Annotated in this window: 25 protein-coding genes; 7 read left to right on the top strand and 18 right to left on the bottom strand. The window is 68.3% G+C overall.

What is annotated here, in order from left to right; all coding sequences use genetic code 11:
- Positions 1–8: 8 nt before the first annotated feature.
- Complete coding sequence (locus tag GDIA_RS00775; RefSeq protein ID WP_012552980.1) at positions 9–485, bottom strand: DUF3429 domain-containing protein; 477 nt, start codon at positions 483–485, stop codon at positions 9–11.
- A gap of 138 nt (positions 486–623) precedes the next feature.
- Here GDIA_RS00775 and eno point away from each other — a divergent pair, with 138 nt between their 5' ends.
- Both eno and GDIA_RS00765 read left to right on the top strand, forming a co-directional pair.
- Positions 624–1,904 carry a phosphopyruvate hydratase gene (gene eno, locus GDIA_RS00770; RefSeq protein ID WP_012225559.1) on the top strand — a complete coding sequence of 427 codons (1,281 nt, stop codon included), beginning with the start codon at positions 624–626 and terminating at the stop codon, positions 1,902–1,904.
- Positions 1,905–2,023: 119 nt separating this feature from the next.
- On the top strand, positions 2,024–2,353 hold the full coding sequence (locus GDIA_RS00765) for an FtsB family cell division protein (protein WP_012225558.1): 330 nt from the start codon (positions 2,024–2,026) through the stop codon (positions 2,351–2,353).
- A 93-nt stretch (positions 2,354–2,446) separates the two neighbouring features.
- Here GDIA_RS00765 and rpmG read toward each other — a convergent pair whose 3' ends face one another.
- Entirely contained in the window at positions 2,447–2,614 is a 168-nt protein-coding gene (gene rpmG, locus GDIA_RS00760) for a 50S ribosomal protein L33 (protein WP_012225557.1), read from the bottom strand.
- Between the two features lie 158 nt (positions 2,615–2,772).
- Between rpmG and GDIA_RS00755 the strand changes: the two genes are divergently transcribed.
- Positions 2,773–3,978, top strand: a complete 1,206-nt coding sequence (locus GDIA_RS00755; protein WP_012552979.1) for a molybdopterin molybdotransferase MoeA — start codon at positions 2,773–2,775, stop codon at positions 3,976–3,978.
- A 188-nt stretch (positions 3,979–4,166) separates the two neighbouring features.
- Positions 4,167–4,928, top strand: a complete 762-nt coding sequence (gene lexA, locus GDIA_RS00750) for a transcriptional repressor LexA (protein ID WP_012225548.1) — start codon at positions 4,167–4,169, stop codon at positions 4,926–4,928.
- A gap of 16 nt (positions 4,929–4,944) precedes the next feature.
- Here lexA and bioD read toward each other — a convergent pair whose 3' ends face one another.
- From bioD to GDIA_RS00735, 3 genes are read right to left on the bottom strand one after another with little or no spacing between them, the layout of a single operon-like run.
- Positions 4,945–6,369: a dethiobiotin synthase gene (gene bioD / locus GDIA_RS00745; RefSeq protein ID WP_012225546.1), complete on the bottom strand. Its 1,425-nt coding sequence runs from the start codon at positions 6,367–6,369 to the stop codon at positions 4,945–4,947.
- Positions 6,366–7,040: an alpha/beta fold hydrolase gene (locus GDIA_RS00740; protein ID WP_049762846.1), complete on the bottom strand. Its 675-nt coding sequence runs from the start codon at positions 7,038–7,040 to the stop codon at positions 6,366–6,368. The genes bioD and GDIA_RS00740 overlap by 4 nt, the downstream gene beginning before the upstream one ends.
- Positions 7,024–8,220: an aminotransferase class I/II-fold pyridoxal phosphate-dependent enzyme gene (locus tag GDIA_RS00735; RefSeq protein WP_186440569.1), complete on the bottom strand. Its 1,197-nt coding sequence runs from the start codon at positions 8,218–8,220 to the stop codon at positions 7,024–7,026. The genes GDIA_RS00740 and GDIA_RS00735 overlap by 17 nt, the downstream gene beginning before the upstream one ends.
- Positions 8,221–8,288: 68 nt before the next feature.
- On the opposite strand from GDIA_RS00735, the gene GDIA_RS00730 reads away from it, so the two are divergent.
- Complete coding sequence (locus GDIA_RS00730) at positions 8,289–9,554, top strand: adenosylmethionine--8-amino-7-oxononanoate transaminase (RefSeq protein WP_012225539.1); 1,266 nt, start codon at positions 8,289–8,291, stop codon at positions 9,552–9,554.
- 44 nt (positions 9,555–9,598) lie between these two features.
- Here the strand turns inward: GDIA_RS00730 and GDIA_RS00725 are convergent, their stop codons facing one another.
- Both GDIA_RS00725 and prmC read right to left on the bottom strand, forming a co-directional pair.
- Positions 9,599–10,033: a DUF4167 domain-containing protein gene (locus tag GDIA_RS00725; RefSeq protein ID WP_012552976.1), complete on the bottom strand. Its 435-nt coding sequence runs from the start codon at positions 10,031–10,033 to the stop codon at positions 9,599–9,601.
- Positions 10,034–10,307: 274 nt separating this feature from the next.
- Positions 10,308–11,189, bottom strand: a complete 882-nt coding sequence (gene prmC, locus GDIA_RS00720; protein WP_012225537.1) for a peptide chain release factor N(5)-glutamine methyltransferase — start codon at positions 11,187–11,189, stop codon at positions 10,308–10,310.
- A gap of 30 nt (positions 11,190–11,219) precedes the next feature.
- On the opposite strand from prmC, the gene GDIA_RS00715 reads away from it, so the two are divergent.
- Positions 11,220–11,684 (top strand): T-complex 10 C-terminal domain-containing protein, encoded by a 465-nt coding sequence (locus GDIA_RS00715; RefSeq protein ID WP_012225536.1) that lies wholly within the window; start codon positions 11,220–11,222, stop codon positions 11,682–11,684.
- 13 nt (positions 11,685–11,697) lie between these two features.
- Here GDIA_RS00715 and prfA read toward each other — a convergent pair whose 3' ends face one another.
- The 6 genes from prfA to GDIA_RS00685 all read right to left on the bottom strand — a co-directional run bounded on the left by prfA (position 11,698) and on the right by GDIA_RS00685 (position 18,925).
- A complete protein-coding gene (gene prfA, locus GDIA_RS00710) occupies positions 11,698–12,756 on the bottom strand; it encodes a peptide chain release factor 1 (RefSeq protein WP_012225534.1) in 1,059 nt (352 codons plus the stop codon).
- A 4-nt stretch (positions 12,757–12,760) separates the two neighbouring features.
- The gene (gene hisS / locus GDIA_RS00705; RefSeq protein WP_012225532.1) at positions 12,761–14,008 is read right to left on the bottom strand and encodes a histidine--tRNA ligase; all 1,248 of its coding nucleotides are present in this window, start codon (positions 14,006–14,008) and stop codon (positions 12,761–12,763) included.
- An 80-nt stretch (positions 14,009–14,088) separates the two neighbouring features.
- Entirely contained in the window at positions 14,089–15,237 is a 1,149-nt protein-coding gene (gene ispG, locus GDIA_RS00700; RefSeq protein WP_012225530.1) for a flavodoxin-dependent (E)-4-hydroxy-3-methylbut-2-enyl-diphosphate synthase, read from the bottom strand.
- Between the two features lie 145 nt (positions 15,238–15,382).
- Positions 15,383–16,597 (bottom strand): helix-turn-helix domain-containing protein, encoded by a 1,215-nt coding sequence (locus GDIA_RS00695; RefSeq protein WP_012225526.1) that lies wholly within the window; start codon positions 16,595–16,597, stop codon positions 15,383–15,385.
- The gene (locus tag GDIA_RS00690) at positions 16,594–17,667 is read right to left on the bottom strand and encodes an NAD(P)H-dependent flavin oxidoreductase (protein ID WP_012225524.1); all 1,074 of its coding nucleotides are present in this window, start codon (positions 17,665–17,667) and stop codon (positions 16,594–16,596) included. The genes GDIA_RS00695 and GDIA_RS00690 overlap by 4 nt, the downstream gene beginning before the upstream one ends.
- Positions 17,668–17,671: 4 nt before the next feature.
- The gene (locus GDIA_RS00685) at positions 17,672–18,925 is read right to left on the bottom strand and encodes an aspartate kinase (RefSeq protein ID WP_012552974.1); all 1,254 of its coding nucleotides are present in this window, start codon (positions 18,923–18,925) and stop codon (positions 17,672–17,674) included.
- Positions 18,926–19,081: 156 nt separating this feature from the next.
- On the opposite strand from GDIA_RS00685, the gene ubiG reads away from it, so the two are divergent.
- The gene (ubiG, locus tag GDIA_RS00680; RefSeq protein ID WP_012225521.1) at positions 19,082–19,843 is read left to right on the top strand and encodes a bifunctional 2-polyprenyl-6-hydroxyphenol methylase/3-demethylubiquinol 3-O-methyltransferase UbiG; all 762 of its coding nucleotides are present in this window, start codon (positions 19,082–19,084) and stop codon (positions 19,841–19,843) included.
- A 127-nt stretch (positions 19,844–19,970) separates the two neighbouring features.
- On the opposite strand, the gene GDIA_RS00675 is transcribed toward ubiG, so the two are convergent.
- The 5 genes from GDIA_RS00675 to GDIA_RS00655 all read right to left on the bottom strand — a co-directional run bounded on the left by GDIA_RS00675 (position 19,971) and on the right by GDIA_RS00655 (position 23,537).
- Entirely contained in the window at positions 19,971–21,215 is a 1,245-nt protein-coding gene (locus GDIA_RS00675) for a lactonase family protein (protein ID WP_012225520.1), read from the bottom strand.
- Positions 21,216–21,260: 45 nt separating this feature from the next.
- The gene (locus GDIA_RS00670; protein WP_144880177.1) at positions 21,261–21,800 is read right to left on the bottom strand and encodes a DUF2147 domain-containing protein; all 540 of its coding nucleotides are present in this window, start codon (positions 21,798–21,800) and stop codon (positions 21,261–21,263) included.
- A gap of 73 nt (positions 21,801–21,873) precedes the next feature.
- On the bottom strand, positions 21,874–22,380 hold the full coding sequence (locus tag GDIA_RS00665) for a DUF1178 family protein (protein WP_012225516.1): 507 nt from the start codon (positions 22,378–22,380) through the stop codon (positions 21,874–21,876).
- Positions 22,381–22,413: 33 nt separating this feature from the next.
- Positions 22,414–22,674, bottom strand: coding sequence for a glutaredoxin 3 (gene grxC / locus GDIA_RS00660; RefSeq protein WP_012552972.1), 261 nt, complete (start codon positions 22,672–22,674; stop codon positions 22,414–22,416).
- A 62-nt stretch (positions 22,675–22,736) separates the two neighbouring features.
- Entirely contained in the window at positions 22,737–23,537 is an 801-nt protein-coding gene (locus GDIA_RS00655; protein WP_041249760.1) for a ComF family protein, read from the bottom strand.
- Between the last annotated feature and the right edge of the window lie 12 nt (positions 23,538–23,549).

Genomic DNA, 23,549 nt, shown 5'->3' with positions numbered 1-23,549 from the left:
GGCCCGCGTCATATCGCGCGGGCCAGCAGCGCCACCGCCAGACAGGTCATGATGACGGCGGTCATGCACAGCCGCAGCGCCAGATAGCCGGACGGCAATTCGCCCCGGCGCCAGGCCGCGCGTTCGGCCAGGAACAGCCCGGCAAATCCTGCCAGCAGGATCGCCAGGCCCGCCCCCGCATGCCCCAGGAACGTCGCCAGGATGGCCAGCCAGCCTACGGGCAGCGGAACACCGCCGGTGAGCATGCGGCGGTTGTCGGTCCGCGTCGTGGGCGATGCCGTGACGACGGCCGGGCGGTCCAGTGCCAGCCCCCAATGGACCGCGCCGCTGAAGGCCAGCATCAGGGCCAGATACGCCACCAGCGCCATCGTCAGGCCCGGCAACGGCCGATCCGAAGGATAGAAGAGGAGCGCCGTCGCACAGACGATGGCTGGAAACGGGCTGGCGATCCCCATTATGATCGCCAGCAGAGGCAGGCGCTTCATGTTCTTCTCCGTCTGGTCCTGCTATGGTCCCGCCGTGACCGAAGGGGAGGGCCCGGTCGCGGTCGCACGTCCCGGTCGAACCTGCAACGGGCCCAATATCCACAAACCCCAATATCCACAAACCGAGGAAGCAGAGTCATGAGTGCTATCGTCGATATCGTCGCGCGCGAAATCCTGGACAGCCGCGGCAATCCGACTGTCGAGGTCGATGTCGAACTGGCGTCGGGTGCCAAGGGACGCGCCGCCGTTCCGTCGGGCGCATCCACCGGCGCGCATGAGGCCGTCGAGCTTCGCGACGGCGACAAGTCCCGATTCGGCGGCAAGGGCGTCCTGAAGGCGGTCGAGCATGTCGAGACGGAGATCCTGGAGGCCCTGCAGGGCGCCGAATCAATGGACCAGGTGGCGATCGACGAGGCGATGATCGACCTGGACGGCACGCCGAACAAGGCCCGCCTGGGCGCCAACGCCATCCTGGCGGTATCGCTGGCGGTGGCCAAGGCCTCGGCCGAGGAACTGCAGATCCCGCTCTATCGCTATGTCGGCGGCGTCTATGCCCGCACCCTGCCGGTGCCGATGATGAACATCGTCAATGGCGGCCAGCATGCCGACAACCCGATCGACATCCAGGAATTCATGATCCAGCCGGTGGGCGCCCCCACCCTGGCCGACGCGGTGCGCGTGGGTTCGGAAATCTTCGCCCAGTTGAAGAAGAACCTGTCGGCCGCCGGCCATAACACCAATGTCGGTGACGAGGGCGGCTTCGCCCCCGGCCTGAAATCCGCCGACGACGCGCTGGGCTTCATCACCAAGGCGGTCGAGGCCGCCGGTTACCGCCCCGGCGACGACGTGACCTTCGCGCTGGATTGCGCTGCGACCGAATTCTACCGTGACGGCCTCTATGTCATGGAAGGCGAAGGCAAGACCCTGGATTCCGCCGGCATGGTGGCCTACCTGGCCGACCTGGCCGCGCGCTACCCGATCGTGTCGATCGAGGACGGCCTGGCGGAAGACGACTGGGAAGGCTGGGCCGTGCTGACCGCGACGCTGGGCAAGACGGTGCAACTGGTGGGTGACGATCTGTTCGTGACCAATCCGGACCGCCTGCGCCGTGGCATCAAGGCCGGGGTGGCGAATTCGCTGCTGGTGAAGGTGAACCAGATCGGCACGCTGAGCGAGACGCTGGAAGCGGTCGAGACGGCGCAGCGCGCGGGCTATACCGCCGTGATGAGCCACCGTTCGGGCGAAACCGAGGATTCGACCATCGCCGACCTGGCCGTCGCGACCAATTGCGGGCAGATCAAGACCGGCTCGCTGTCGCGCTCCGACCGCACGGCGAAATACAACCAGCTGATCCGGATCGAGAACGAACTGGCCACTGCGGCCCGTTACGCTGGCCGGACGATCCTCAAGACGGCCTGATCGCGCGGAAAACGTACCGATCCGGCGGAAAGGGAGGGAAAAACTGTTCCCTCCCGCCACCGGATCGGGAATAGTTCGCGATGGAATTCGCTGAACGCGACAAGGGGGCGTACCAGACCATGCAGATCGGCCGGATGATTCGACGGGCAATCCGCATGGTCATTCCCCCTGCCCTGTTCATCGGCCTGACCGCCTATTTCGGCTGGAACGTCATGCAGGGCGACCATGGGCTGCAGAGCTACAAGGCGCAACTGCAACTGCTGGCCGAGGCCCGGGCCGCCCAGCAGGACGCCATGGCGGAACAGCAGGTCTGGGTCCGTCGGGTGCGTGGGCTGAAGGAAAGCGCGCTGGACAGCGACACGCTGGACGAACGGGCGCGGGCGATGCTGAACCTGTCCCGACCCGATGAACTGGTCGTCCCCTACGGGGCGCACGAACACCTCTACTAAAGGGGAAACCCAACGAAAAAAGCCGGGGGTCCGATGGACCACCCGGCTTTTTTGTGCCGATTCCACGGGACATGTCCCGTAGAGCCCGCCTGCTTATTTGATCTTCGCTTCGCGGAAAGCGACATGCTTCCGCGCGACGGGATCGTATTTGCGCATTTCGAGCTTGCCGGTCTGGGCACGGGCATTCTTCTTCGTGACGTAGAAATACCCGGTGTCCGCCGACGAGACGAGCTTGATCTGAATCGTGTTACTCTTGGCCATGGAATCCTCAGCACTGCTCCGCCGCTGCTGGAACAATCAGGTGCAGCAGTGGTTCAAGTCGGCGGAAAATGCGCATACACAGCCCCGAGGTCAAGCGTTAGTCGCACCGATCGTCCAGATATGTGTGATTCGCGCCAAAACGGGGGAGAACGGGACCAATGCTGAGCGTGTCCGAGGCCCAGGAGCGAATCCTGGCGGAACTGATTCCCATGGGGCCGGAACTCGTGCCCCTGGCCGAGGCCTGGGGGCGCGTCGCGGGGGCCGGCATTGCCGCGCGACTGGACAATCCGCCAGCCGATATTTCGGCCATGGACGGATACGCGGTCCAGGCGGCGCACTGCCGGGCCGGTACGACCCTGCCGGTGATCGGCGAGAGCCCCGCCGGCCACCCCTTCCCCGGCGTCGTCACCCCGGACGGGTGCGTGCGGATCTATACCGGCAGCGTGATGCCCAACGGGGCGGACAGCGTGCTGATCCAGGAAAACGCGACCGAATCGGACGGGCGGATGACCGCGAGCGCGGACGCCCAGGCGGGCCGGCACATCCGGCGGCGCGGCCAGGATTTCGCCCTGGGGCAGATCGTGGTGGCCCCCGGACGGCTGCTGCTGGCGCGCGAGGTCGGATTGATCGCGGCGGCCAATCACGCATGGGTTCCCGTCCACCGGAAGCCGACCGTCGCGATCCTGGCGACGGGCGATGAAATCGCGCTGCCGGGAGAGACGATCGCGCCGGGGGGAATCGCCAATTCCAACGCCCCGATGCTGGCGGCGCTGGTCCGGGCCTGTGGCGGAACGCCGGTGATGCTGCCGATCGCGCGCGATGACGAAGCCGAGATCGCGCGGCTGGCCCAGGGCGTCGAGAGTGCGGACCTGCTGCTGACCGTGGGGGGGGCGAGCGTCGGCCGCTATGATCTGGTGCAGCGGGCGCTGGAGCGGATCGGGCTGTCGGTCAATTTCTGGAAGATCGCGATGCGTCCGGGCAAGCCGCTGATGCATGGCCGAATCGGCCGGGTGCCGGTGCTGGGCCTGCCGGGCAATCCGGTGGCGGCCATGATCTGCGCCATCGTTTTCGCCATGCCGGCAATCCGGGTACTGGCGGGTCGCAGCGATCCGATGGTGGCGTACGACCTGGCGACACTGGGGGGCGACCTGCCGGCGAACGACCATCGGGCGGACCATCTGCGTGCCCGGCTGGACCGGGCGGCGGACGGCAGCCTGCTCGCCACCGCGTTCCCGCGACAGGATTCGGCCATGCTGCGCACCCTGGCGGACAGCCAGGCGTTGATCCTGCGCGCCCCCCACGCCCCTGCGGCCCGGACGGGCGAGCCGTGCCGGATCATCCGCCTGGATACGCTGTCCATCTGAAATGGCTGACCGGAAATGCGCGCTGCGCGGCACTCTCGCCCACCAGCCCACATTTCCGGGCAGCCTCCGAGGGCTGTTGACGGCGCAGGGGGAACCAATATAGAACATCGGCATTAGGTTTCCTGTTTGTTCCATGCCCTGGTAACGGATCGGCCAACCATCGGAACAGTACGATCACGGGGGTGCCAATGCTGACGCGCAAGCAACATGAACTGCTGCTGTTCATCGACCGGCATCTGAAACAGACGGGCTTTTCACCCTCCTTCGACGAAATGAAGGATGCGCTGAACCTGCGGTCGAAATCCGGCATCCACCGCCTGATTTCGGCGCTGGAGGAGCGGGATTTCCTCCGTCGCCGTCACCACCGCGCCCGCGCCCTGGAAGTCCTGCGCCTGCCGGAAACCATGCCGGCCGCCACCGGCAAGCCGCCCCTGGCGGAATCCGGTCCCCCGCCGGTCACCGCACCCGCCACCGACGAGTCCGCTGCTGCCGAATCCTTCGTGCCCAATGTCATCAAGGGCGATTTCGCCAACCGGCTGGCGGGGGCGTCCGTTGCGACCGAGGCCGGGGCGATTCACCTGCCCTTCTATGGTCGGATCGCCGCCGGCCAGCCGATCGAGGCCCTGCGTGAAACCGGGGCGCAGATCGAGGTTCCGATGAACCTGCTGGGCCATGGCGAGCATTATGCGCTGGAAGTCGCGGGCGATTCGATGATCGAGGCCGGAATCCTGGACGGCGATACGGTGATCATCCGCCGGGGCGACGTGGCGCAGAACGGACAGATCGTCGTCGCGCTGATCGACGACCAGGAAGTCACGCTGAAACGGCTGCGCCGGCGCGGCAGCACCATCGCGCTGGAACCGGCCAACGCGCGCTACGAGCCGCGCATTGTCCCGTCGGACCGGGTCAGAATCCAGGGCCAGCTCGTCGGCCTGCTCCGCCGGTATTGACCGGGACGGACGGGTTTCAGGGATAGCACCACAGATCGTCATAGGACGGCAGCAAGCCGGCCAGGTTCGCGACCTGTTCGGGACCGACCTGATCCAGATGCGGAAATTCCGCCAGGACGCGGGCCCCGCCGAACAGGGTGATCGCCCGCCGTGCCTCGCGCGACGGCTGTCCGTTCAGGATCACGCCGGCGACGGCCAGGCCGCGTGACCGCAGGGCCTGCAGGGTCAGCAGCGTATGGTTGATCGTACCGAGCTGGCTGCGGGCCACCACCACCACCGGCAGGGCGAAACGGACCATCAGGTCGATCATCATGCAGTCGCGCGTAATCGGGACCATGACCCCACCTGCCCCTTCGACCACCACGGGACGCGCGTCCCGGGCGGGCGGGAGTACGATCCGCGCGGCATCGAGCGTGATCCCGTCCTGCTCCGCCGCGTCGAAGGGTGACAGCGGGGCCGGAAGGACCACGGCGGGCCGGGCGATCCGGGCCGGGTCCACGCCGCACAGCGCGGCAATGGTGACGCTGTCGGCGGTGTCCTCGGCAATGCCGGTCTGTAGCGGCTTCCAGTAGGACGCATTCCAGGCCTGGACCAGGCACGCCGCCGCCAGTGTCTTGCCGACCTCGGTATCGGTACCGGTCACGAACACGCCCCGGCGCGACGGCGTGCGAAACAGGCCGTATCCGATCTCGTAGGTCGCGGTAACGCCGCCCCGGTTGTCCAGATCGCGCAACAGCCGGCGCATCGTGCCCGGCCCCGCGGGCCGTGCGCCGTCGCGCGGCAGGGATGCGCCGATCTGGCGCAGTTCGCGCACGAAATCCAGCGCGGATGCGGGATGGTCGATCAGCGTTTCGTGCCGCCATGACCCCACCCCGGCACCGGGCCAGTCGGCCTGCAGTTGCTCCAGGCCCGGATAGGACGGCACCGGGCAGTCCAGTCCCGCCGCCCGGTGCACCGCACGCCATTCCGCGAAGCTGCCGGCGCAGAGGGTGGAAAGCGCCATCATGCCGCCCGGCGCCAGCCGCGCGGCCAGGCGGTCCAGCGTTGCGGCGGGGTCCGTGAACCATTGCATCGACAGGCTGGAACAGATCAGGTCGAACCCCGTGCCGACCGATGCGGGATCTTCCGCGTCCACGACCGCATAGCGGACGTCCCCGCCCAGGGGCGTCAGGCGCGCGCGCGCGCGTTCGACCATTTCCGGCGCCAGATCGGTAACCGTCAGGATGGCATCGGGGAACAGGCGGCGCAGATGGGCGCTCAGGAAACCGGTGCCGCAACCCAGTTCGAGGATACGGGCCGGCGCCAGGCCACCGGCCGCATCGCAGGCGGCCCTGATCCGATCGGCCAGGCGCGCTGCCACCGACGCCTGGATGCGGGCGGCGGCGTCATAGGAGTCGGCACCGCCGAAACGGGCCGCGATCTGGTGCTTGCGCGGATTCATGGGGCGGCATCCATCATATGCGTAATCGCGGCGGCGCAGGCGTCGGGATGGGTCAGCGGCAGCAGATGGCCGCCATCCGCGATCCAGTCGACGGCAAGCCGGTCATGGAAACAGGCATCGGTCATGGCGGGCGAGACGATCGGGTCCACCCGCCCCGCCAGGACGGCGACGGGCGGCAGGGCGTCCGGGCTGGCCAGCAGCGGACGGGCATCGGCGTCGCGCAGGATCGCCAGGGCCCGGGCCAGCCGGCCGGGATCGGCCGCGCCCGGCGGTGGCGTGCCGATGCCCGCGCGGTCGCGAAAGGTGGCGACCACGCCGTCGGCGTTATGGTCCAGTCCCTGGACCATGCGGTCGATGACGCGGGCGGGAACGCCCTGCCGGTAATCCGCCGCCGCGCCGAACCGGGCGAAGCCGTTGATCAGTACCATGCCCAGGCAGGCCGCCGGCCGGTGCAGCAGCAGCCACAGCGCGCCCAGGGAATGGCCGACCGCGACGTAGGGTCGCGCGGGGCGCGCCTCCATGCAGGCGGGGCCGAAGAACCCGAAATCCAGCCTGACGGCATCCTGCCGCCCCAGCCTGTCCTGCACCGGTTGCCAGAAATCGGGCGTGAAGCCCCAGCCATGGACAAACAGCAGGCCGGGACGGAAGGCGGGCTCAGGGGGCAATGCCATGCTCCCGCGCCGCGTCCTCCAGCGCCGACAGCAGCCGGTCGACCATCGTTTCGTCATGCGCGGCGCTGAGGGCGACGCGAATGCGCGCGCTGCCCGCCGGTACGGTCGGCGGCCGGATGGCGGTGCCCAGCATGCCCCGCGCCGCCAGCGCCCGCGCCAGGGTCAGCGCCCGATCGGCCGCGCCGACGATGACGGGGACGATCTGCGTGCTGGACGGCCCGGTGGACCAGCCCAGCGCCCCTGCCCCCGCGCGCATCCGGTCGGCCAGGCCGGCCAGATGCGCCCGTTCGGCATCCAGCGTGGGAACCAGGTCCAGTGCCGCGTCGATTGCCCCCAGCACCCCGGGCGGCAGCGCCGTGGTGTAGATGAAGCCGGAACAGGTGCTGACCAGCCAGTCGCAGACGGCGCGCGATCCCGCGACATAGGCGCCGAATCCGCCCAGCGCCTTGCTGAACGTGCCCATCGCCAGATCCACCCCGCCGGCTTCGGCCGACAGGCCCCTGCCCTGCGGCCCCAGCACGCCGGTCGCGTGGGCTTCGTCCAGGTAGAGGAAGGCGCCATACCGGTCGGCCAGCGTCCGCAATCCGGCCACGTCGGCACGGTCGCCGTCCATGCTGAACACGCTTTCCGTCACGATGAAGCGCAGGCCGCGCTGCGCCTGCCGCTGGGCCAGCAGATGCTCCAGGTGCCCCAGGTCGTTATGCGCGAAGCGGATCTGCCGCACGCCGGCGGCCTGGCAGCCGTGATGCAGGCTGGCATGGTTCAGCCGGTCGGTGAAGACCAGGGCGGGTTCGCCGGTCTGGGCAGCCGAAATGCGCAGCAGCGCGGGCAGCACCGCCGCGTTGGCCTGCCAGCCCGAGGCCAGCAGCAGGGCCGCCTCGGTGCCCTTGAAGCGGGCCAGCCTGGCCTCGACCTGCCGGTACTGTTCGCTGGTTCCGGTGACGAGGCGGGATGCGCCGCTGCCGATGCCGAAGCGTTCGGTCCAGTCGATGGCGCGGGCCCGCAGCGCGGGGTGATGGGACAGGCCGAGATAGTCGTTGGACGAGAAATCCAGCAGGCTTGCGCCATCGCGGCGGACGATGACCGGTCCGTCCCGATCGACGGGCGACAGCACGCGCTTCAGGTGACGCCGGTCCAGGTCGTCCAGCGCGGTCTGGAAAAAGGGATCGAAACGGGTCATGAAGCGAAGTTTTCTGCCGGACCGCATGGGGCCGGTCAATTCCCATCTCTCGTTCGAAGGATGCGCCGATGACCGGACCGGACTGGTTTGACGCCGGGCTGCCCCATGTCTGGCTGCCCTACACGCAGATGCACACGGCATCGCCCCCCCTGCCCGCGACGGCTACCGACGGGTGCCGCATCCGTCTGTCGGACGGGCGGGAACTGATCGACGGCATCGCGTCGTGGTGGACGGCCTGCCATGGCTATAACCACCCCCACATTCGCCAGGCGGCGACCGACCAGCTTGCGCGCATGCCGCATGTCATGTTCGGCGGCCTGGTGCATGAACCGGCGCTGCGCCTGGCGCGGCGGCTGACCGACCTGCTGCCGGGCGACCTGGAGCGCGTGTTCTTCTCGGATTCCGGGTCGGTCGCGGTCGAGGTCGCGATGAAGATGGCCGTGCAATACTGGCTGAACCGGGGCCAGTCCGGACGGACCCGGCTGGTCGCGTTTCGTGGCGGCTATCATGGGGACACGCTGGCGACCATGGCGGTGTGCGATCCGGAAGAAGGGATGCACAGCCTGTTCGCCGGTGTCCTGCCCCAACATGTCATCACCGACCTGCCGTGCGACGCGGCATCGTGCGCCGCCCTGGACCATCTGATGGAGACCGAAGGCCAACACGTGGCGGCAATCCTGGTCGAACCGCTGGTCCAGGGCGCGGGCGGAATGCTCTTCCACGACCCGGCGACCCTGCGCGCGCTGCGCGAGATCGCCGACCGGCACGGGGTGCTGCTGATCCTGGACGAAATCTTTACCGGCTTCGGACGAACGGGCAGCCTGTTCGCCTGCCAGCAGGCCGGCATCGTCCCCGACATCATCACGCTGTCCAAGGCGCTGTCGGGGGGAACGGTCCCGCTGGCCGCGACGGTGGCGCGGCGCCACGTCTTCCAGGCGTTCCTGTCCGACGACCCGACGCATGCCCTGATGCACGGGCCCACCTTCATGGCCAACCCGCTGGCCTGTGCCTGCGCCAACGCGTCGCTGGACCTGTTCGAGCGCGAACCGCGCCTGGAACAGGTTGCCGCCATCGGCGCGCAGATGCGCGACGAACTGGAAGCCTGCCGCCACCTGCCCGCCGTGCGCGACGTACGAACCATGGGGGCGATCGGCGTGGTGGAACTGGAGCGGATCCGCGACATGAACCGCCTGAAGGCCCGTCTGGTCGATCAAGGCGTATGGGTGCGGCCATTCCGGACGATCGTCTACCTGACGCCGGCCTTTACCATCGCGCCGAAAGAACTGGCGCACCTGACGCAGGCCATTCGGACGGTCCTGTCCGATCCGCCATAGAACGCGCGCCGGATAAACGCCGGCGCGCATTCGTCAGCACATGATCAGGCTTCGGCCGGGGCGAGTTCCACATCCGGCTTGCCTTTTTCGGCCGGTTCCTCGCCCGGGGCATCGTCGCCGGGCTCACCGTCGTTCGTGTCCGCCACAGCGGTGGGGCGCTGTCGGGGCTGACGTTCCTGGCGGTCCTGCTGGTTCTGCTGGGCTGCCTGGGTCATGGCGTTGAGGATGCGGAAGTAATGCTCGGCATGCTGGAAATAGGCTTCCGCCATGACGCGATCGCCCGATCCGCTGGCATCACGGCCAAGCTGAAGATATTTTTCGAACAATTGCTGGGCCGTCCCGCGAATACGCAGGTCGGGACCATTGCTGTCGAACACATGGTTCCGGTTGAGCGGGATCTGGCCGTTCTGCTGGCGTATACTGCCGCCATTGCTGCCGCCCGAGCGATGGTGTCGGCCCCGCATGCGTTTCATGTTCATAAGCTGTCGCAGCACTTTCCTGTTAACGGTCGCCACTGGTCCGCGGCCGCCGGGACCACCAGTCCCCTATTGTCATCTTGGGTGCCTGGCCATCCGCCCGGCATGTGATCCCATCGCCCTACGCAACGATTACAGCTTCCCGCAGCCGTGGCGGTCATATCCGTTGTCATGCGTTCAGGATCGGCACGCGGCAGTTAAAGAGGGTCAATACCCCTGCCTGCATTCCTCGGCCAATTTATTCCCTTGTACACGGTCTGCCAAATGGTTTTTTGGCTCAGACCCGGCACTGTTGCATCAGTACAGCACGGGGAATACCACCCAGATCGGTACGGATTCCCACGATATCAAGTCCCGCCTGTCGGGCGAGGTCCGGCATGCTGCGTTCCTGGCCGATGCCGATTTCAAAAATTGCAATGCCGCCATGCGCCAGAAGCGAGGGCAAGGCCCCGGTCAGCAGCCGGTAGGCATCCAGCCCGTCCGTCCCGCCATCCAGGGCGCGGGCCGGCTCGTGATCACGGACATCCGGCATCAATCCCGCCAGATCGGCCCGGGGAATATAGGGCGGGTTGCTGAACACCACGTCGAAACGGCCCGCGATCGCCGTGGACCAGTCGGCCGCCAGCATTGCGCACCGGTCCCGCAGCCCGGTGCGGCGCGCATTGCGCGCGGCCAGATGCGCGGCATCCGGGTCGATATCCACGCCCAGGCCCCAGGCGTCGGGATACTCGCTCAGTGCCGCCAGCAGCAGGCACCCCGTCCCCGTTCCCAGGTCCAGGATCGTGCGCACCGCGCCCCGGTCGGGCCGCTGGGCCAGCAGGGCCTCGACCAGGGTTTCGCTGTCGGCACGGGGGATCAGCGTGGCGGGCGCGGTCTCGAGGTCCAGCGACCAGAATCCGGCCCGACCGGTGATATAGGCCATCGGTTCATGTGCGGCCCGCCGCGCGACCAGGGCCACGAAGGATCGGTGCTCGGCCGCGTCCATCGCCGATCTGGCCAGCAGGCCGGCCAGGTCGGTGCGCAGGACGTGCGCCATCAGCAGCCGGGCCTCGCGTCGCGGATGATCCAGGCCGGCCGCGGCCAGCCGGCCGGCCGCCCACGCCAGAAGGGATGCGATATCCGCCGGATCGTGGGGCGGGGCGGCGTCGAACCTCTTCATTTCAACGGCAATCCATCCTACGGTACCGCCATGGCATATCAGGTCCGTTCATGGGGAATCCTTGCGATTCTGGTGGCTTGCGCCACCGTGGCGGCGCCCGTATCCCGCGCCCGGGCGGGATCGTTCATCGTGGTGGACGGCCGCGCGGACGCCGAGATCTCGGAAACCTCCCGCTTCTATATCGACGACCAGCTTATGGCCACCATCCGGCTGGATGCCACCGTGCCGCAGCGGGCGGTGCGGATCGAAACACCCGAGGGACGGCTGAATCACACCTATGTCCTGTGTGGCGAAATCACCGTGCGCATGCCCGACGGCCGGGTCGAAACGCACGAGGTCAACGGCGAGGGCGTGCTGCATCATCCCGACGGGCATACGCTGAACGCGCTGGGCACGCGGAACTTCACCGAATTCTATCTGGCCGACCCCGAGGACCCTACCGTGGTGGAGCATCATCCGGGCCGGTCCAGCCTCTGCACGGTGCCGACCTCGTAAGCGGCTGCTGAAACTACAGCCCCTCCGCCGCCAGAAGGCTGGCCTGCTCGTCCTGGGTCAGCGCATCCACGAATTCGTCGAATTCGCCCATCATGACGCGATCGATCTTGTAGGCGGTCAGGTTGATCCGGTGATCGGTCACGCGGCCCTGCGGGAAATTATAGGTGCGTATCCGTTCCGAGCGGTCCCCGGTGCCGACCTGCGACTTGCGGTCGGCGGCGCGGGTGGCATGGGCCGCCGCGCGTTCGCGCTCGTACAGGCGCGCCATCAGGATCTTCATCGCCTTCGCACGGTTCTTGTGCTGGCTCTTTTCCTCCTGCATCGCCACCACCAGGCCGGTGGGCAGGTGGGTAATGCGCACGGCGCTCTCGGTCTTGTTCACATGCTGGCCGCCCGCGCCGGATGCCCGATAGACGTCGATGCGCAGGTCGCCGTCATTGATCTGCACGTCCACGTCGCCGGCTTCGGGCAGCACCGCCACGGTGACCGTCGAGGTATGGATGCGCCCCTGGCTTTCGGTCGCGGGCACGCGCTGGACCCGATGCACGCCGGATTCGTATTTCAGGCGCGCGAAGACGCCGCGCCCGGTGATGTTGGCAATGCCCTCGCGCAGGCCGCCCAGTTCGGATTCGTCGAATTCCATGATCTCGAACCGCCAGCCGCGCAGGGCGGCATAGCGGCGATAGGCGTCGAACAGCTCGGCGGCGAACAAGGCGGCCTCGTCCCCGCCGGCGGCGGGACGGATTTCCAGGATGGCGCTGCGCTCGTCCGCCTCGTCGCGCGGCAGCATGGCGATGCGGATATCCTGGCGCAGGACGGGAATGCGCGCGCGCAGATCTTCCAGTTCGGCCTCGGCCAGTTCGCGCATTTCCGGATCGGCCAGCAGCGCCTGCGACTGGCGCTCTTCCTGCTCCGCCAGGCGCAGTTCGCCGATGCGGTCGACGATCGGCTCAAGCTCGGCATATTCGCGCGAGGCCTTGGCGAACGCCTCCCCGACCAGCCCTTCGGCCAGCGCGGCCTGCAATTCCTCGGACCGGGCGACGATCCGGTCCAGCCTGTCGTCGAGCCCCATCGGTCTATCCGGCCAGCCCGGCCAGATAGGGCGTGACGGCGTCCAGGGCCAGTTCGGCCTGCGACCCGTCATCCAGCGCCTTGACCTGGGCCACGCCGCGCGCCACCTCGTCCTCGCCGATCAGCACGGCATGCGTGGCACCGATCCGGTTCGCCCGTTCCAGCCGCTTCTTGGTATTGCCGCGATAGGCGATTTCCGCCCGCACGCCGCCCGCGCGCAGGGCCTGCAGCAGCAGGATCGCGGCGCCCATGGCGCCCTCGCCCATCGGCACCACCGCGACCGGGCGCGGGGCCGCCGGCGTCGCGTCCAGCAGCATCGACAGGCGCTCGATCCCGCCCGCCCAGCCGATGGCCGGGGTGCGCGGGCCGCCCATTTCGGCGACCAGCCCGTCATAGCGGCCGCCGGCCAGGACCGTCCCCTGCGCGCCGAGGCGCTCGGTGACGAATTCGAAGGCGGTGTGCCCGTAATAATCCAGGCCGCGCACGATGCCCGGATTTTCGCGGAAGGGCACGCCCATCAGGTCCAGCGCCGAGCGCAGCCCATCCCAGAAGGCCACGGCCTCGGGCGTCAGGAATGCGCCGATCCGGGGCGCGTCGGCCACCAGCGCGCGATCCTGCGGCGCCTTGCTGTCCAGGATACGCAGCGGATTGCGCTCCAGCCGGGCGCGGCTGTCGTCGGACAACTGGTCGCGGCATTCCGTGAAATAGCCGATCAGCGCCGTGCGCCACGCGGCGCGGCTTTCGGTGTCGCCCAGCGTGTTCAGGTCCAGGATCGTCTCGTCCGCGATGCCCAGCGCCTTCAGCACGTCGCGGCCCATGGCGATCGCCTCGGCATCCGCCAGCGGCTCGGCCGCGCCGATCAGTTCCGCCCCGATCTGGTGGAACTGGCGGTAGCGTCCCTTCTGCGGCCGCTCGTAGCGGAACATCGGGCCGGCATAGAACACTTTCTGCGGCAGGGACTGGGTCAGCCCGTTGGTCACCAGCGCGCGGCACACGCCTGCCGTGCCCTCGGGCCGCAGGGTCAGCGATTCACCGCCGCGATCCTCGAACGAATACATCTCCTTCGACACGACGTCGGACGTATCGCCCAGCGAGCGGGCGAAGACGCGCGTGTCCTCGAAGATGGGGGTGGCCCATTCGTCGAAGCCGTAAAGCCCGGCAATCCGGCGCGCGGTCTCCACCACATGGGCGTGACGAAGCTGGGTCTCGCCGATCAGGTCATGGGTGCCGCGGACGGGTTGCAAGCTGCTCACGAAGACAAAATTCCTGGTTGATGGGAACAGGTGCCCCGGCGGCCGCGGCTCGGCGGCCCGCGGGGGCGTTGAAGGGACCCTTATTGCGCGGGGGCCAGCGCCGCTTCGGCCTCGGCCTTGGCGGCCGCTTCCTCGGCACGGAGGATCTCGGCCTTCTTCTCGACCAGCTCGACGATGTGCTCGATCATCGAATCGGCCGGAACGGTATGGTCCTGACGGCCGGCGGCGTAGACCATGTGGCGGCCCGATCCGCCGCCGGTCACGCCGATATCGGTCATCAGCGCCTCGCCGGGGCCGTTGACCACGCAGCCGATGATGGACAGCGTCAGCGGCGTCTGGATGTGCGCCAGGCGCTCCTCCAGGGTCTGCACGGTCTGGATGACGTTGAACCCCTGCCGCGCGCATGAGGGGCAGGAAATGATCTTCACGCCGCGATGGCGCAGGCCCAGGGATTTCAGGATATCCCAGCCCACCAGGACCTCTTCCTCGGGGTCCGCCGACAGCGAGACGCGCATGGTATCGCCCACGCCGGCCCACAGCAGGTTGCCCAGGCCGATCGAGGACTTGACCGTGCCGGCGCGCTTGCTGCCCGCCTCGGTGATGCCGATATGCAGCGGATGGTCGCAGACCTCGGCCAGTTGCTGGTAGGCGGCCACGGCCAGGAAGACGTCCGACGCCTTCACGCTGATCTTGAATTCATGGAAATCGTGATCCTGCAGGATCTTGGCGTGTTCCAGCGCACTTTCGACCAGCGCGTCGGGGTTGGGTTCGCCGTATTTTTCCAGCAGGTGCTTTTCCAGCGACCCGGCATTCACCCCGATGCGGATCGAGCAGCCATGCTCACGCGCGGCCTTCACGACCTCACGCACACGCTCGGCGCTGCCGATATTGCCGGGATTGATGCGCAGGCAGGCCGCGCCGGCCTGGGCGGCCTCGATCGCGCGCTTGTAGTGGAAATGGATGTCGGCAACGATCGGCACGTTGACCTCGCGCACGATCTCGGCCAGCGCGGCGGTGCTTTCCTCGTCGGGGCAGGAGACGCGCACGATATCGACGCCCGCCAGTTCGGCCCTGCGGATCTGCGCGATCGTCGCTTCGGCATCCGTCGTCAGGGTATTGGTCATGGTCTGCACCGAAATGGGTGCGTCGCCGCCGACCGGAACCTTGCCGACATGGATCTGCCGCGACTTGCGGCGCTCGATGGACTGATAGGGACGATAGCTGCTCATGATCTGCCCTCCGGATGAGGCAATTGTAACACGGTTCTATCCGACGGCCCGACGGTGCGCCGCCTTCCCGTGGGTGCTTCCTGCCAAAAACCGCCAAGTTTGGCCAGAGCCGGCCCTGCCAGGGCGCAGCATCCGGCGCACAAGGTCAATGGGCGATCGTCGGTGACGGCGGGGTCGCCTGCGGCACGGCCGGGGCGGATGCCGGCATGGCCGCCCCCGCCCCGCTGCCATGGGGTCGTGCCGCATGGGGCGCGGGCGTCGATGCCGCCGTCACGATGCTGCCGCTGCGAATGGCGTCGGGCGTCAGCGAAAGATTGCGCACGACCGCGCCGTTGCGGCCCAGCGGCTGCGTCGTCACCCCGTCGGCGCTCAGCACCAGGCCGCCGGCGTTGCCGACCGTCAGCAGCAGGTTAGTCCTGTCCGGGGGGACGGACCAGCTTTCACCGGGCTGCAGGATATGATCATAGATGACCGGCCCGCCCGCAACCCTGACCTGCACCCACGTCTGGGCTGAGGCCGTCAGCATCATCTGGCCCGCCGGGGCGGTCGGCGGCGCGGCGGCAACCGGCGCGGGCTGGGGCACAGGCTGCATAGCGGACTGTGACGGACCGGCCGGTGGCGGCACGGCAGCGTCCCCTACGCCCGGGGTTCCATTCCCCTGGGCCAGGGTGCCTTGGGTCACTGTACCCTGGGTCACTGCACCCTGGGGCGTGGTACCTTGGGGCGGTACGGCCGGCGTTGGTGCCGCCAGCGGCGCCGGCGCGGGCACGTCGCCGTCCGTGATGGCGGATCTTTCGGCATTGGACAGAGGCTGCGGCGGGCCGATGGGCCGCCCCGACGGCAGGACCGATGCCACCTGGGGCGAGGTCGGGGCCTGCCGCGTCATGCCGGGAATGGCCGAGTACACCGAGGGCACCTGCTGGGGCGGGACGGACTGCACGCCGGTCATGCGGTACCAGCCGACATAGGCGGCAATGATGACCACCCCGCCCAGCAGGGCCATGACACCGGCCGGCACGGCGCTGCCGGGCACCGGCGCGGGAAAGGACAGTTCGGGCTTGTAATCGATATTGTCCCGCGCCTCGGCCTTGAACCGGGCGACGAGGGATTCCGCGTCCAGCCCCAGCGCCTGGGCATAGGTGCGCAGGAACCCCACCGTATAGACATTCCCCGGCAGGTCCTTGACGCGTCCGTCCTCCATCGCTTCCAGGTAGGACAGGCGGATGCGCAGCCAGGTGGCCACGTCCGGCAGCGCCCACCCCAACTGTTCACGGCGGGCGCGCAGGGTCGGCCCCACACCGTTCGGGGCGCCTGCCCCCCTGGGGTCGGCGGCCGGATTGCGGGCGCTGGTGTCGTTCACGCATCCCCCGCCGGCATGTCGCGCCGAACCAGCGCATCGACCGCCTGTTCGACCAGTTCGGCGATGATGGCCGCGACCGGCTGGACGGAGGAGATCATGCCGACCGACTGGCCGGCCATGACCGAACCCTGTTCCACGTCGCCCTCGATCACCGCCCGGCGCAGCGACCCGGCCCAGAAATGCTCGATATCCAGTTGCGCGGCCTCACGCGTCAGTTCGCCGTCCAGGTAGCGGCGGATCGTTTCCGCCTGATGGCGCAGGAAGGCGCGTCCGCCCTCGTTCGACAGGCCACGCACCGGAATGACGGGGAAGCGTTCGTCAAGCTGGACCGACGTCACGGCGTCGCGGGCGTTGGCGCGGACGAACGCGGCCTTGAACCGTTCGTGGGCAATGCTTTCGGCCGACGCGGCGAAGCGGGTGCCGAGCTGCGCGCCGGCCGCCCCCTGCTCCAGATAGGACAGGATGGCCTCGCCCCGTCCCAGCCCGCCCGCGACGAAGACGGGAACCGAGCGGATATGGGGCAGCACTTCCTGCGCCAGGACGGTCAGCGAGACCGGGCCGACATGCCCGCCGGCCTCCGCGCCCTCGATCACCAGGGCATCGACGCCCATGCGCACCAGCCGCTTGGCCAGCACCAGGGCCGGCGCGAACGCCACGACCCGCGCCCCGCCATCCTTGATCGCGCGGATGGCCGGCCCCGGCGGAATGCCGCCGGCCAGCACGACATGCGTGACCCCGGCCGAAAGGCAGACCTGGATCAGGTCGTCCAGGCGTGGGTGCATGGTGATCAGGTTGACGCCGAAGGGGCGGCTGGTCAGCGCCTGGGTGGCGGCGATTTCCTCGGCCAGCCGGTCGGGTTCCATGGCGCCGCAGGCCAGCACGCCGAAGCCGCCGGCGTTGGAAATGGCCGATACCAGATGGCGCTCGCTGACCCAGGACATGGCGCCGCCCAGGATCGCGACCTCGCTGCCCAGGAAGGCCGTGCCGGCGGACCACAGGCGGTCCAGCCGCGCGCGCGCGGCGGTCCGAAACATTGCGTCATCCGACAGGGGCATGGCGAGGGTGTCCATCGGTTCAGGCCGCATCCAGGCCGTAGGCGGTGTGCAGCGCCCGGACCGCCAGTTCGGTATATTCCGCCGCGATCAGCACCGATACCTTGATTTCGCTGGTCGAGATGACCTGGATATTGATGTTGCGGTCCGACAGGGTGCGGAACATCGTGTTGGCCACCCCCGCGTGCGAGCGCATGCCCACGCCCACCACGCTGATCTTCACCACGTCGTCGTCGGTCGCCATTTCACCATACTGGATGACGTCCCGCGCGGCCTCCAGCGCCTGGATGGCGCGGGCCAGGTCGGTCTTGCCGGTGGTGAACGTCATGTTGGTCAGGCCGTCGGCCCCCGTGCTCTGCACGATCATGTCCACATTCACGTTCGCGGCCGTCAGCGGGCCGAAGATCGCCGCCGCGATGCCCGGACGGTCGGGAATGCGCCTGACGGACAGCTTCGCTTCGTCGCGCGAATAGGCAATGCCGGCGACCAGTTCCTTTTCCACGATCTCGTCCTCATCCACCACTAATGAACCGGGCAGGTTGTCTTCCGACGGGGCGGGGCCGTCGCTGAAGCTCGACAGCACCTGTACGCGCACCCGCTCCTTCATCGCCAGTTCGACGCTGCGGGTCTGGAGCACCTTGGCCCCGACCGACGCCAGTTCCAGCATCTCCTCGTACGTGATCTTATCCAGCTTCCGCGCCCTCGCAACAATTCGCGGGTCGGTCGTGTAGATTCCGTCGACGTCGGTATAGATATCGCACCGGTCGGCCTGCAGCGCCGCCGCCAGTGCCACGGCGGACGTGTCCGAACCGCCCCGCCCCAGGGTCGTGATCCGCCCGTCGGGGTCCACGCCCTGGAAGCCGGCGATGACCGGAACCTGTCCGGCCCGCATCCGCGTGATCAGGGCCTCGCCGTCGATCGAGTCGATCCGCGCCTTGCCGTGCGCGCCGTCGGTACGCAGCGGAATCTGCCACCCCAGCCACGACCGCGCCTCCAGCCCCAGAGTCTGCAGCGCGATGGCCAGCAGGCCGCTGGTCACCTGCTCGCCCGTTGCGACGACGGCGTCATATTCCTTCGCGTCATGCAGCGGCGACAGGGACTGGCAGTATCCCACCAGGCGGTTGGTCACCCCCGACATGGCCGAGACGACGACCGCGACCTCGCATCCCGCGGCAACCTGCTTGTGCACTTTTTCCGCCACCGCGCGAATTCGGTCCAGGTCGGCCACAGACGTGCCACCGAATTTCATGACGATCCGCGGGACGGTACGAGGCATGGACAGGGCTCTCCAGTTCGGCGCGGCGGCCGTTCCAGCCCGCCGGGCGCGCTGGGGCGCCGGACGGGGCATTGCGGTTATCTGCAAGGCGCGTCACATACCCTTCCACCGCTGCGCCGTCCAGCGGCAGATGGTCAGCGGAAAGGTGGTGAAGCCATGAATGTAAACGATTCGTCTTCTCGGGCGGCCCATCCAGCCGGGCATTCCGTCGCGCCGGACGAGATCGCGCGATTCAGTGCCCTGGCGGACCGCTGGTGGGACCCTTCCGGGCCGATGCGGCCGCTGCACGCCATGAACGGCCTGCGCCTGGACTGGGCCCGGCGCCACCTGCCCGCCCCCGGCACCCCCGGCGAGCCTGCCACCCGCCTGCTGGATATCGGCTGCGGCGCGGGCCTGGCCAGCGAGGGCCTGGCCCGGATGGGCTATGACGTGACCGGGCTGGATGCCTCGGACGCCGCCATCGCCGCCGCGCGCGCGCACCTGGCGGATCATCCCCTGCCCCCCGATGGCGGGTCCCTGGCCTATCGCGTCGGCAGCGCCGAGGAACTCCAGGCCGAAGGGGCGCGATTCGCGGCCATCACGGCACTGGAAGTGATCGAGCACGTGACCGATCCCGCCGCGTTCCTGCGCGTGCTGGCCGACATGGTGGCGCCGGGCGGGGTCATCATCGTCTCGACCCTGAACCGCACCCTGCGGTCGCTGGCGACGGCGAAGATCGGGGCGGAATACATCCTGCGCCTGCTGCCGGCCGGCACGCATGAATGGCGCAAGTTCATCACGCCCGCGGAACTGGGCGCCTTCGCCAGCCAGGCCGGATTGCGCGTGTCCGACATCGCGGGAATGGTCCCCGCCCTGGGCGGCTGGCGCGAAAGCCATGACCTGGGCGTCAACTACATCGCCAGCCTGTCCGCTCCTTAACTGCGCTGACCAGCCGCCATAATTCAGTTTCGGTTCGGAAACGTGGGCTAGTGAGCGGGAGCGGAACGCAGTGGAGCGCAGCAGACGCGCGTCGGATCGCCACCAGCGCGCGTTTGCGGACCGAGATTCAGATCTGGAGAAAGGCAAACGTGGTCGGGCTGCCGATCGCGGTGAAGTGCCAGTTGAAATCCAGCGCGCCGGTCTCGGGGTTGACGCGGAAGGACGTCACCGAATCGCTGCGCTGGTTGGCGCAATACAGGAACGTGCCCGAGGGGTCGAATACCATCGCCCGTCCGTAGTCGGCATGCATCCAGACCTCGTCGATCAGGGTCAGCGATCCGTCGGGGCCGACCCGGAAGATCGCCAGCGAATCGCCCAGCCGGTTCGAGGCATAGACATACCGCCCGTTCGGCGAGATCAGGATTTCCGCCGCCAGCGTGCTGCCCTGGAAATAGGAGGTCACGGTGCTGACCTTCTGCTGTGGGACCAGCGCGCCGGTGCGCGGATCGAACGATGCGACGACGACCTTCGAATCCTGTTCGCACAGGATATAGATCGTCCGTCCGTCCTTGCTGAACGCGAAATGGCGGGGGGCGGAGCCCGGGATCAGGTTGATGAACGGCGTGGCGGCGGGCCGCAGCTTGCCGCTCGCCAGATCCAGCGTCCAGACATAGACGCGGTCCAGCCCCGCATCGCAGGCCACGACGAAGCGGCCCGACGGATCGCTGGCGACCATATGCACGTGCGAACCGGAATGGTCGCTGATCGCGAAATTGCCGGGCGGATTGTCCTCGGCGCGTTCGGGCATATGCGGCCCCGTATTGTGCACGACGTCGGTGGGTTCACCCAGGCTGCCATCGGGGCGGATGGGCAGGACGCCGACACTGCCGCCGACATAGTTGGCGACCAGGACATGATGCCCGGCCCGATGGACGCTGAGATGCGCCGGCACGGCACCGCCGGATGAGACGACGTTCAGCCGGTTCAGTTCGCCGGACGTCCGGTCCACGGAAAAGGCGGTGACGCTGCCGTCGTGATCGGCGTTGAAATCGTCGATTTCGCTGAGCGCGTACAGGAAACGGCTATCGGCCGACATCGTGATGAAGGACGGGCTGGCGATGTCCATGAACGTGCTGACGGGAATGAGCCCGCCCGTCACGCGGTTCATTTCGAAAATTGCGATGCCCTGCCCGTTCCCGGCCCCGCCCGGAGGCGCGTGCTTGTTGTATCCGCCGATATAGCACAGCGTCCGCGACATGGCCGGGATCGCGGCGCGCGCCGGTCGCGGGCCGGTCAGGGAACTGGCTAGCGGGGCGGTACCGGAAGCCGCCAGCGCCAGGAGCAGATTGCGTCGCGAAAAGGGCATCGTCATTCTTGCTGTGCCTCGTTGTTTATCGTGTCGGGCAGCGATTACGCATCACGGCATCTGGCAGCGCTGGCCGATCGTGCCGGTATAGCGGGTCCAGGTATGTGTCTCGCCAAACAGCGGAATGCCGACATAGCCGCGAAGTTTCAGGACGCCGTCACGCGGGGACCAGATCTGGGCGTGATAGACCTTGTTCGTGTCGGGATCGAGGATATGGCCGTTCCACCGCCCCGGCTCGTCGGAATCCGGCGTGAAACCGGTCAGCATCAGCAGGCCGCATTCGGACCCGCCATCCCTGGCCTTCGGAACCTCGCCCGTATAGCGCATGCCCACCAGGTGACCGCAGAGCTGCCCGCCGCAGGATGCGATCCTGAAGACGCCATCATGTTCCCTGGTCTCCCACATGCCCAGGACAGACAACGTTCCGGTGCCGGCATCCGCATCCGGACCGGCGTCGGCACGGGCCGGGGCTGCCGCGATCCCGGCCAGAAGAGTAAGGCAGGCCAGCGCGGACACCCATCGTGCCGCGTTGTGGCGATGCCCCGTTCCCGAAGGGACGAAGGCGGCCGGCCTGTCTGTTCTGTCGTGCATGTCTGTTCTGTCGTGCATGCGTTTCATGTTTCCCGGTCCCTGTGCGGACCGTCCCCCCAACCATTCCGGCCGATCAACTGTCGGCGCGCCTGACCCACGGTATCGTCACGATTTCGACGCCCTCGTCGGTCAGGCGGTGATAATCCTCGTCCGATGCGTGGCCGTAGATGCCGCGTTCCTCCGCCTCGCCATGATGGATCTTCAACGCTTCCTCGGCGAAACGATCACCCACGTCTTCACATTGTTGTTCGACGTGCCGGCGAAGCGTCTGCAACGCCGCCGTCAGCGCGGCCGGCACGCCCGCCCCCTGCACCGAAGGTGGCGGGCCCGCCGGCATATGGGCCGCCGGGGCCGCCGCCGGCTGTTCCCTCACGACCTGCTGCCCTGCCGGCTGCGTCACAGGCGGCCGGGCCGGGCGGGTGCGGACCGCCGGGGCCATCAGCGCGCGGCCGACATCGGTCGTGCCGCATTGCGGACAGGACAGGAGATCACGTCGCACCTGATCGTCAAACGCGGCGCTGCCGGGGAACCAGCCATCGAACTCATGCCCCGCATCGCAACGCAGCAGATAGCGGATCACCGGCGCCCCCTGGTCTGGACCGGATGCTGGCGATCACGCCGCATGCAGCAGCGGGTCCAGCTTGCCGGCACGGTCCAGCGCCATGATGTCGTCACAGCCGCCGATATGCCGCCCGTCGATGAAGATCTGCGGCACGGTTGTCCGGCCACCGGAACGCTCCCGCGCCTCCGCGCGTTCGGCCGTGCCGAGCAGGGCGCGGATTTCGGTAAAAGCCGTGCCCTTCTGCTCCAGCAGGCGGAGTGCGCGGACGCAATAGGGGCATCCCGGCTGGGTATAGATCTCGATCCTGGGCATCCTGATCCTCGAATAGCGGCCTGTTATCAAGCATAGCGCATTTATGCCGGGGCAACATACCGTTACGGGTGCTGCCCCGTATCCTGGGACGGATCGCGGCCGGGATCGGGCGCGCGGGCCGCCACCAGCACGTCCACCGATGCCGCCCCGGCGGCAAGAAGGACCCGCGCGCATTCGCCCGTCGTCGCCCCCGTGGTCATGACATCGTCTACCAGGACGATTCGCCGGTTCGCGATCGCGGCCCGCCGCGACGGGCGGACCGCGATCGCGCCATGCAGGATATCGCGACGCGAGGCCGGGCCCAGCCGCGCCAGCGGCGGCGTCGCCTGCGGACGGATCAGCGCATCGGGCAGGGTCCGCAGCCCCACGGTCCGCCCCACCGCCCGCGCCAGGAGGGCGGCCTGGTTGTAGCGGCGGCGAAACAGCCGGCGACGGTGCAGCGGCACGGGCACCAGCAGGTCCGCCTGGCCCAGCATCCCCTGGCCGATCCGCGCCATGTGGCGGCCAAGCAGGGGCGCAAGCTCGGTCCGGTCGGCATATTTCAGGCGCAGGATCAGCGCACGCGACCATTCGTCATAGACCAGCGCCGCCCGCCCGGCCCGCCACGGCGGCCGCCGGTCCGCGCAGGATGCGCAGATGCGCCCCGCCCCACCCAGGACCGACCCGGCGAACCCCGCGCCGGCAAAGGGTTCGCCGCACGCATCGCAGCAGGGTTCGGAAATGAAGCGCATATGCCGGAAGCAGTCCGGACACAGCAGGCCCGCCCGCTCGACCGGCTGGTGACACAGGGGGCAGTCGGGTGGCAGAAGACCATCCAGCAGAAGCGACCCCAGGCGGCGCGCCATGCCCCCCGGTCCGGTCATCGTTGTCGTGCG

Origin of the sequence: Gluconacetobacter diazotrophicus PA1 5 (genome assembly GCF_000021325.1) — a bacterium.
Taxonomy (GTDB): domain Bacteria; phylum Pseudomonadota; class Alphaproteobacteria; order Acetobacterales; family Acetobacteraceae; genus Gluconacetobacter; species Gluconacetobacter diazotrophicus.
This window is presented reverse-complemented; position numbering and strand designations above follow the sequence as displayed.

Coding starts and splice junctions, on each gene's coding strand:
- GDIA_RS00775 (WP_012552980.1), bottom strand. CDS start 485: ATGAAGCGCCTGCCTCTGCTGGCGATCATAATGGGGATCGCCAGCCCG.
- eno (WP_012225559.1), top strand. CDS start 624: ATGAGTGCTATCGTCGATATCGTCGCGCGCGAAATCCTGGACAGCCGC.
- GDIA_RS00765 (WP_012225558.1), top strand. CDS start 2,024: ATGCAGATCGGCCGGATGATTCGACGGGCAATCCGCATGGTCATTCCC.
- rpmG (WP_012225557.1), bottom strand. CDS start 2,614: ATGGCCAAGAGTAACACGATTCAGATCAAGCTCGTCTCGTCGGCGGAC.
- GDIA_RS00755 (WP_012552979.1), top strand. CDS start 2,773: ATGCTGAGCGTGTCCGAGGCCCAGGAGCGAATCCTGGCGGAACTGATT.
- lexA (WP_012225548.1), top strand. CDS start 4,167: ATGCTGACGCGCAAGCAACATGAACTGCTGCTGTTCATCGACCGGCAT.
- bioD (WP_012225546.1), bottom strand. CDS start 6,369: ATGAATCCGCGCAAGCACCAGATCGCGGCCCGTTTCGGCGGTGCCGAC.
- GDIA_RS00740 (WP_049762846.1), bottom strand. CDS start 7,040: ATGGCATTGCCCCCTGAGCCCGCCTTCCGTCCCGGCCTGCTGTTTGTC.
- GDIA_RS00735 (WP_186440569.1), bottom strand. CDS start 8,220: ATGACCCGTTTCGATCCCTTTTTCCAGACCGCGCTGGACGACCTGGAC.
- GDIA_RS00730 (WP_012225539.1), top strand. CDS start 8,289: ATGACCGGACCGGACTGGTTTGACGCCGGGCTGCCCCATGTCTGGCTG.
- GDIA_RS00725 (WP_012552976.1), bottom strand. CDS start 10,033: ATGAACATGAAACGCATGCGGGGCCGACACCATCGCTCGGGCGGCAGC.
- prmC (WP_012225537.1), bottom strand. CDS start 11,189: ATGAAGAGGTTCGACGCCGCCCCGCCCCACGATCCGGCGGATATCGCA.
- GDIA_RS00715 (WP_012225536.1), top strand. CDS start 11,220: ATGGCATATCAGGTCCGTTCATGGGGAATCCTTGCGATTCTGGTGGCT.
- prfA (WP_012225534.1), bottom strand. CDS start 12,756: ATGGGGCTCGACGACAGGCTGGACCGGATCGTCGCCCGGTCCGAGGAA.
- ispG (WP_012225530.1), bottom strand. CDS start 15,237: ATGAGCAGCTATCGTCCCTATCAGTCCATCGAGCGCCGCAAGTCGCGG.
- GDIA_RS00690 (WP_012225524.1), bottom strand. CDS start 17,667: ATGGACACCCTCGCCATGCCCCTGTCGGATGACGCAATGTTTCGGACC.
- GDIA_RS00685 (WP_012552974.1), bottom strand. CDS start 18,925: ATGCCTCGTACCGTCCCGCGGATCGTCATGAAATTCGGTGGCACGTCT.
- ubiG (WP_012225521.1), top strand. CDS start 19,082: ATGAATGTAAACGATTCGTCTTCTCGGGCGGCCCATCCAGCCGGGCAT.
- GDIA_RS00675 (WP_012225520.1), bottom strand. CDS start 21,215: ATGACGATGCCCTTTTCGCGACGCAATCTGCTCCTGGCGCTGGCGGCT.
- GDIA_RS00670 (WP_144880177.1), bottom strand. CDS start 21,800: ATGCACGACAGAACAGACAGGCCGGCCGCCTTCGTCCCTTCGGGAACG.
- grxC (WP_012552972.1), bottom strand. CDS start 22,674: ATGCCCAGGATCGAGATCTATACCCAGCCGGGATGCCCCTATTGCGTC.
- GDIA_RS00655 (WP_041249760.1), bottom strand. CDS start 23,537: ATGACCGGACCGGGGGGCATGGCGCGCCGCCTGGGGTCGCTTCTGCTG.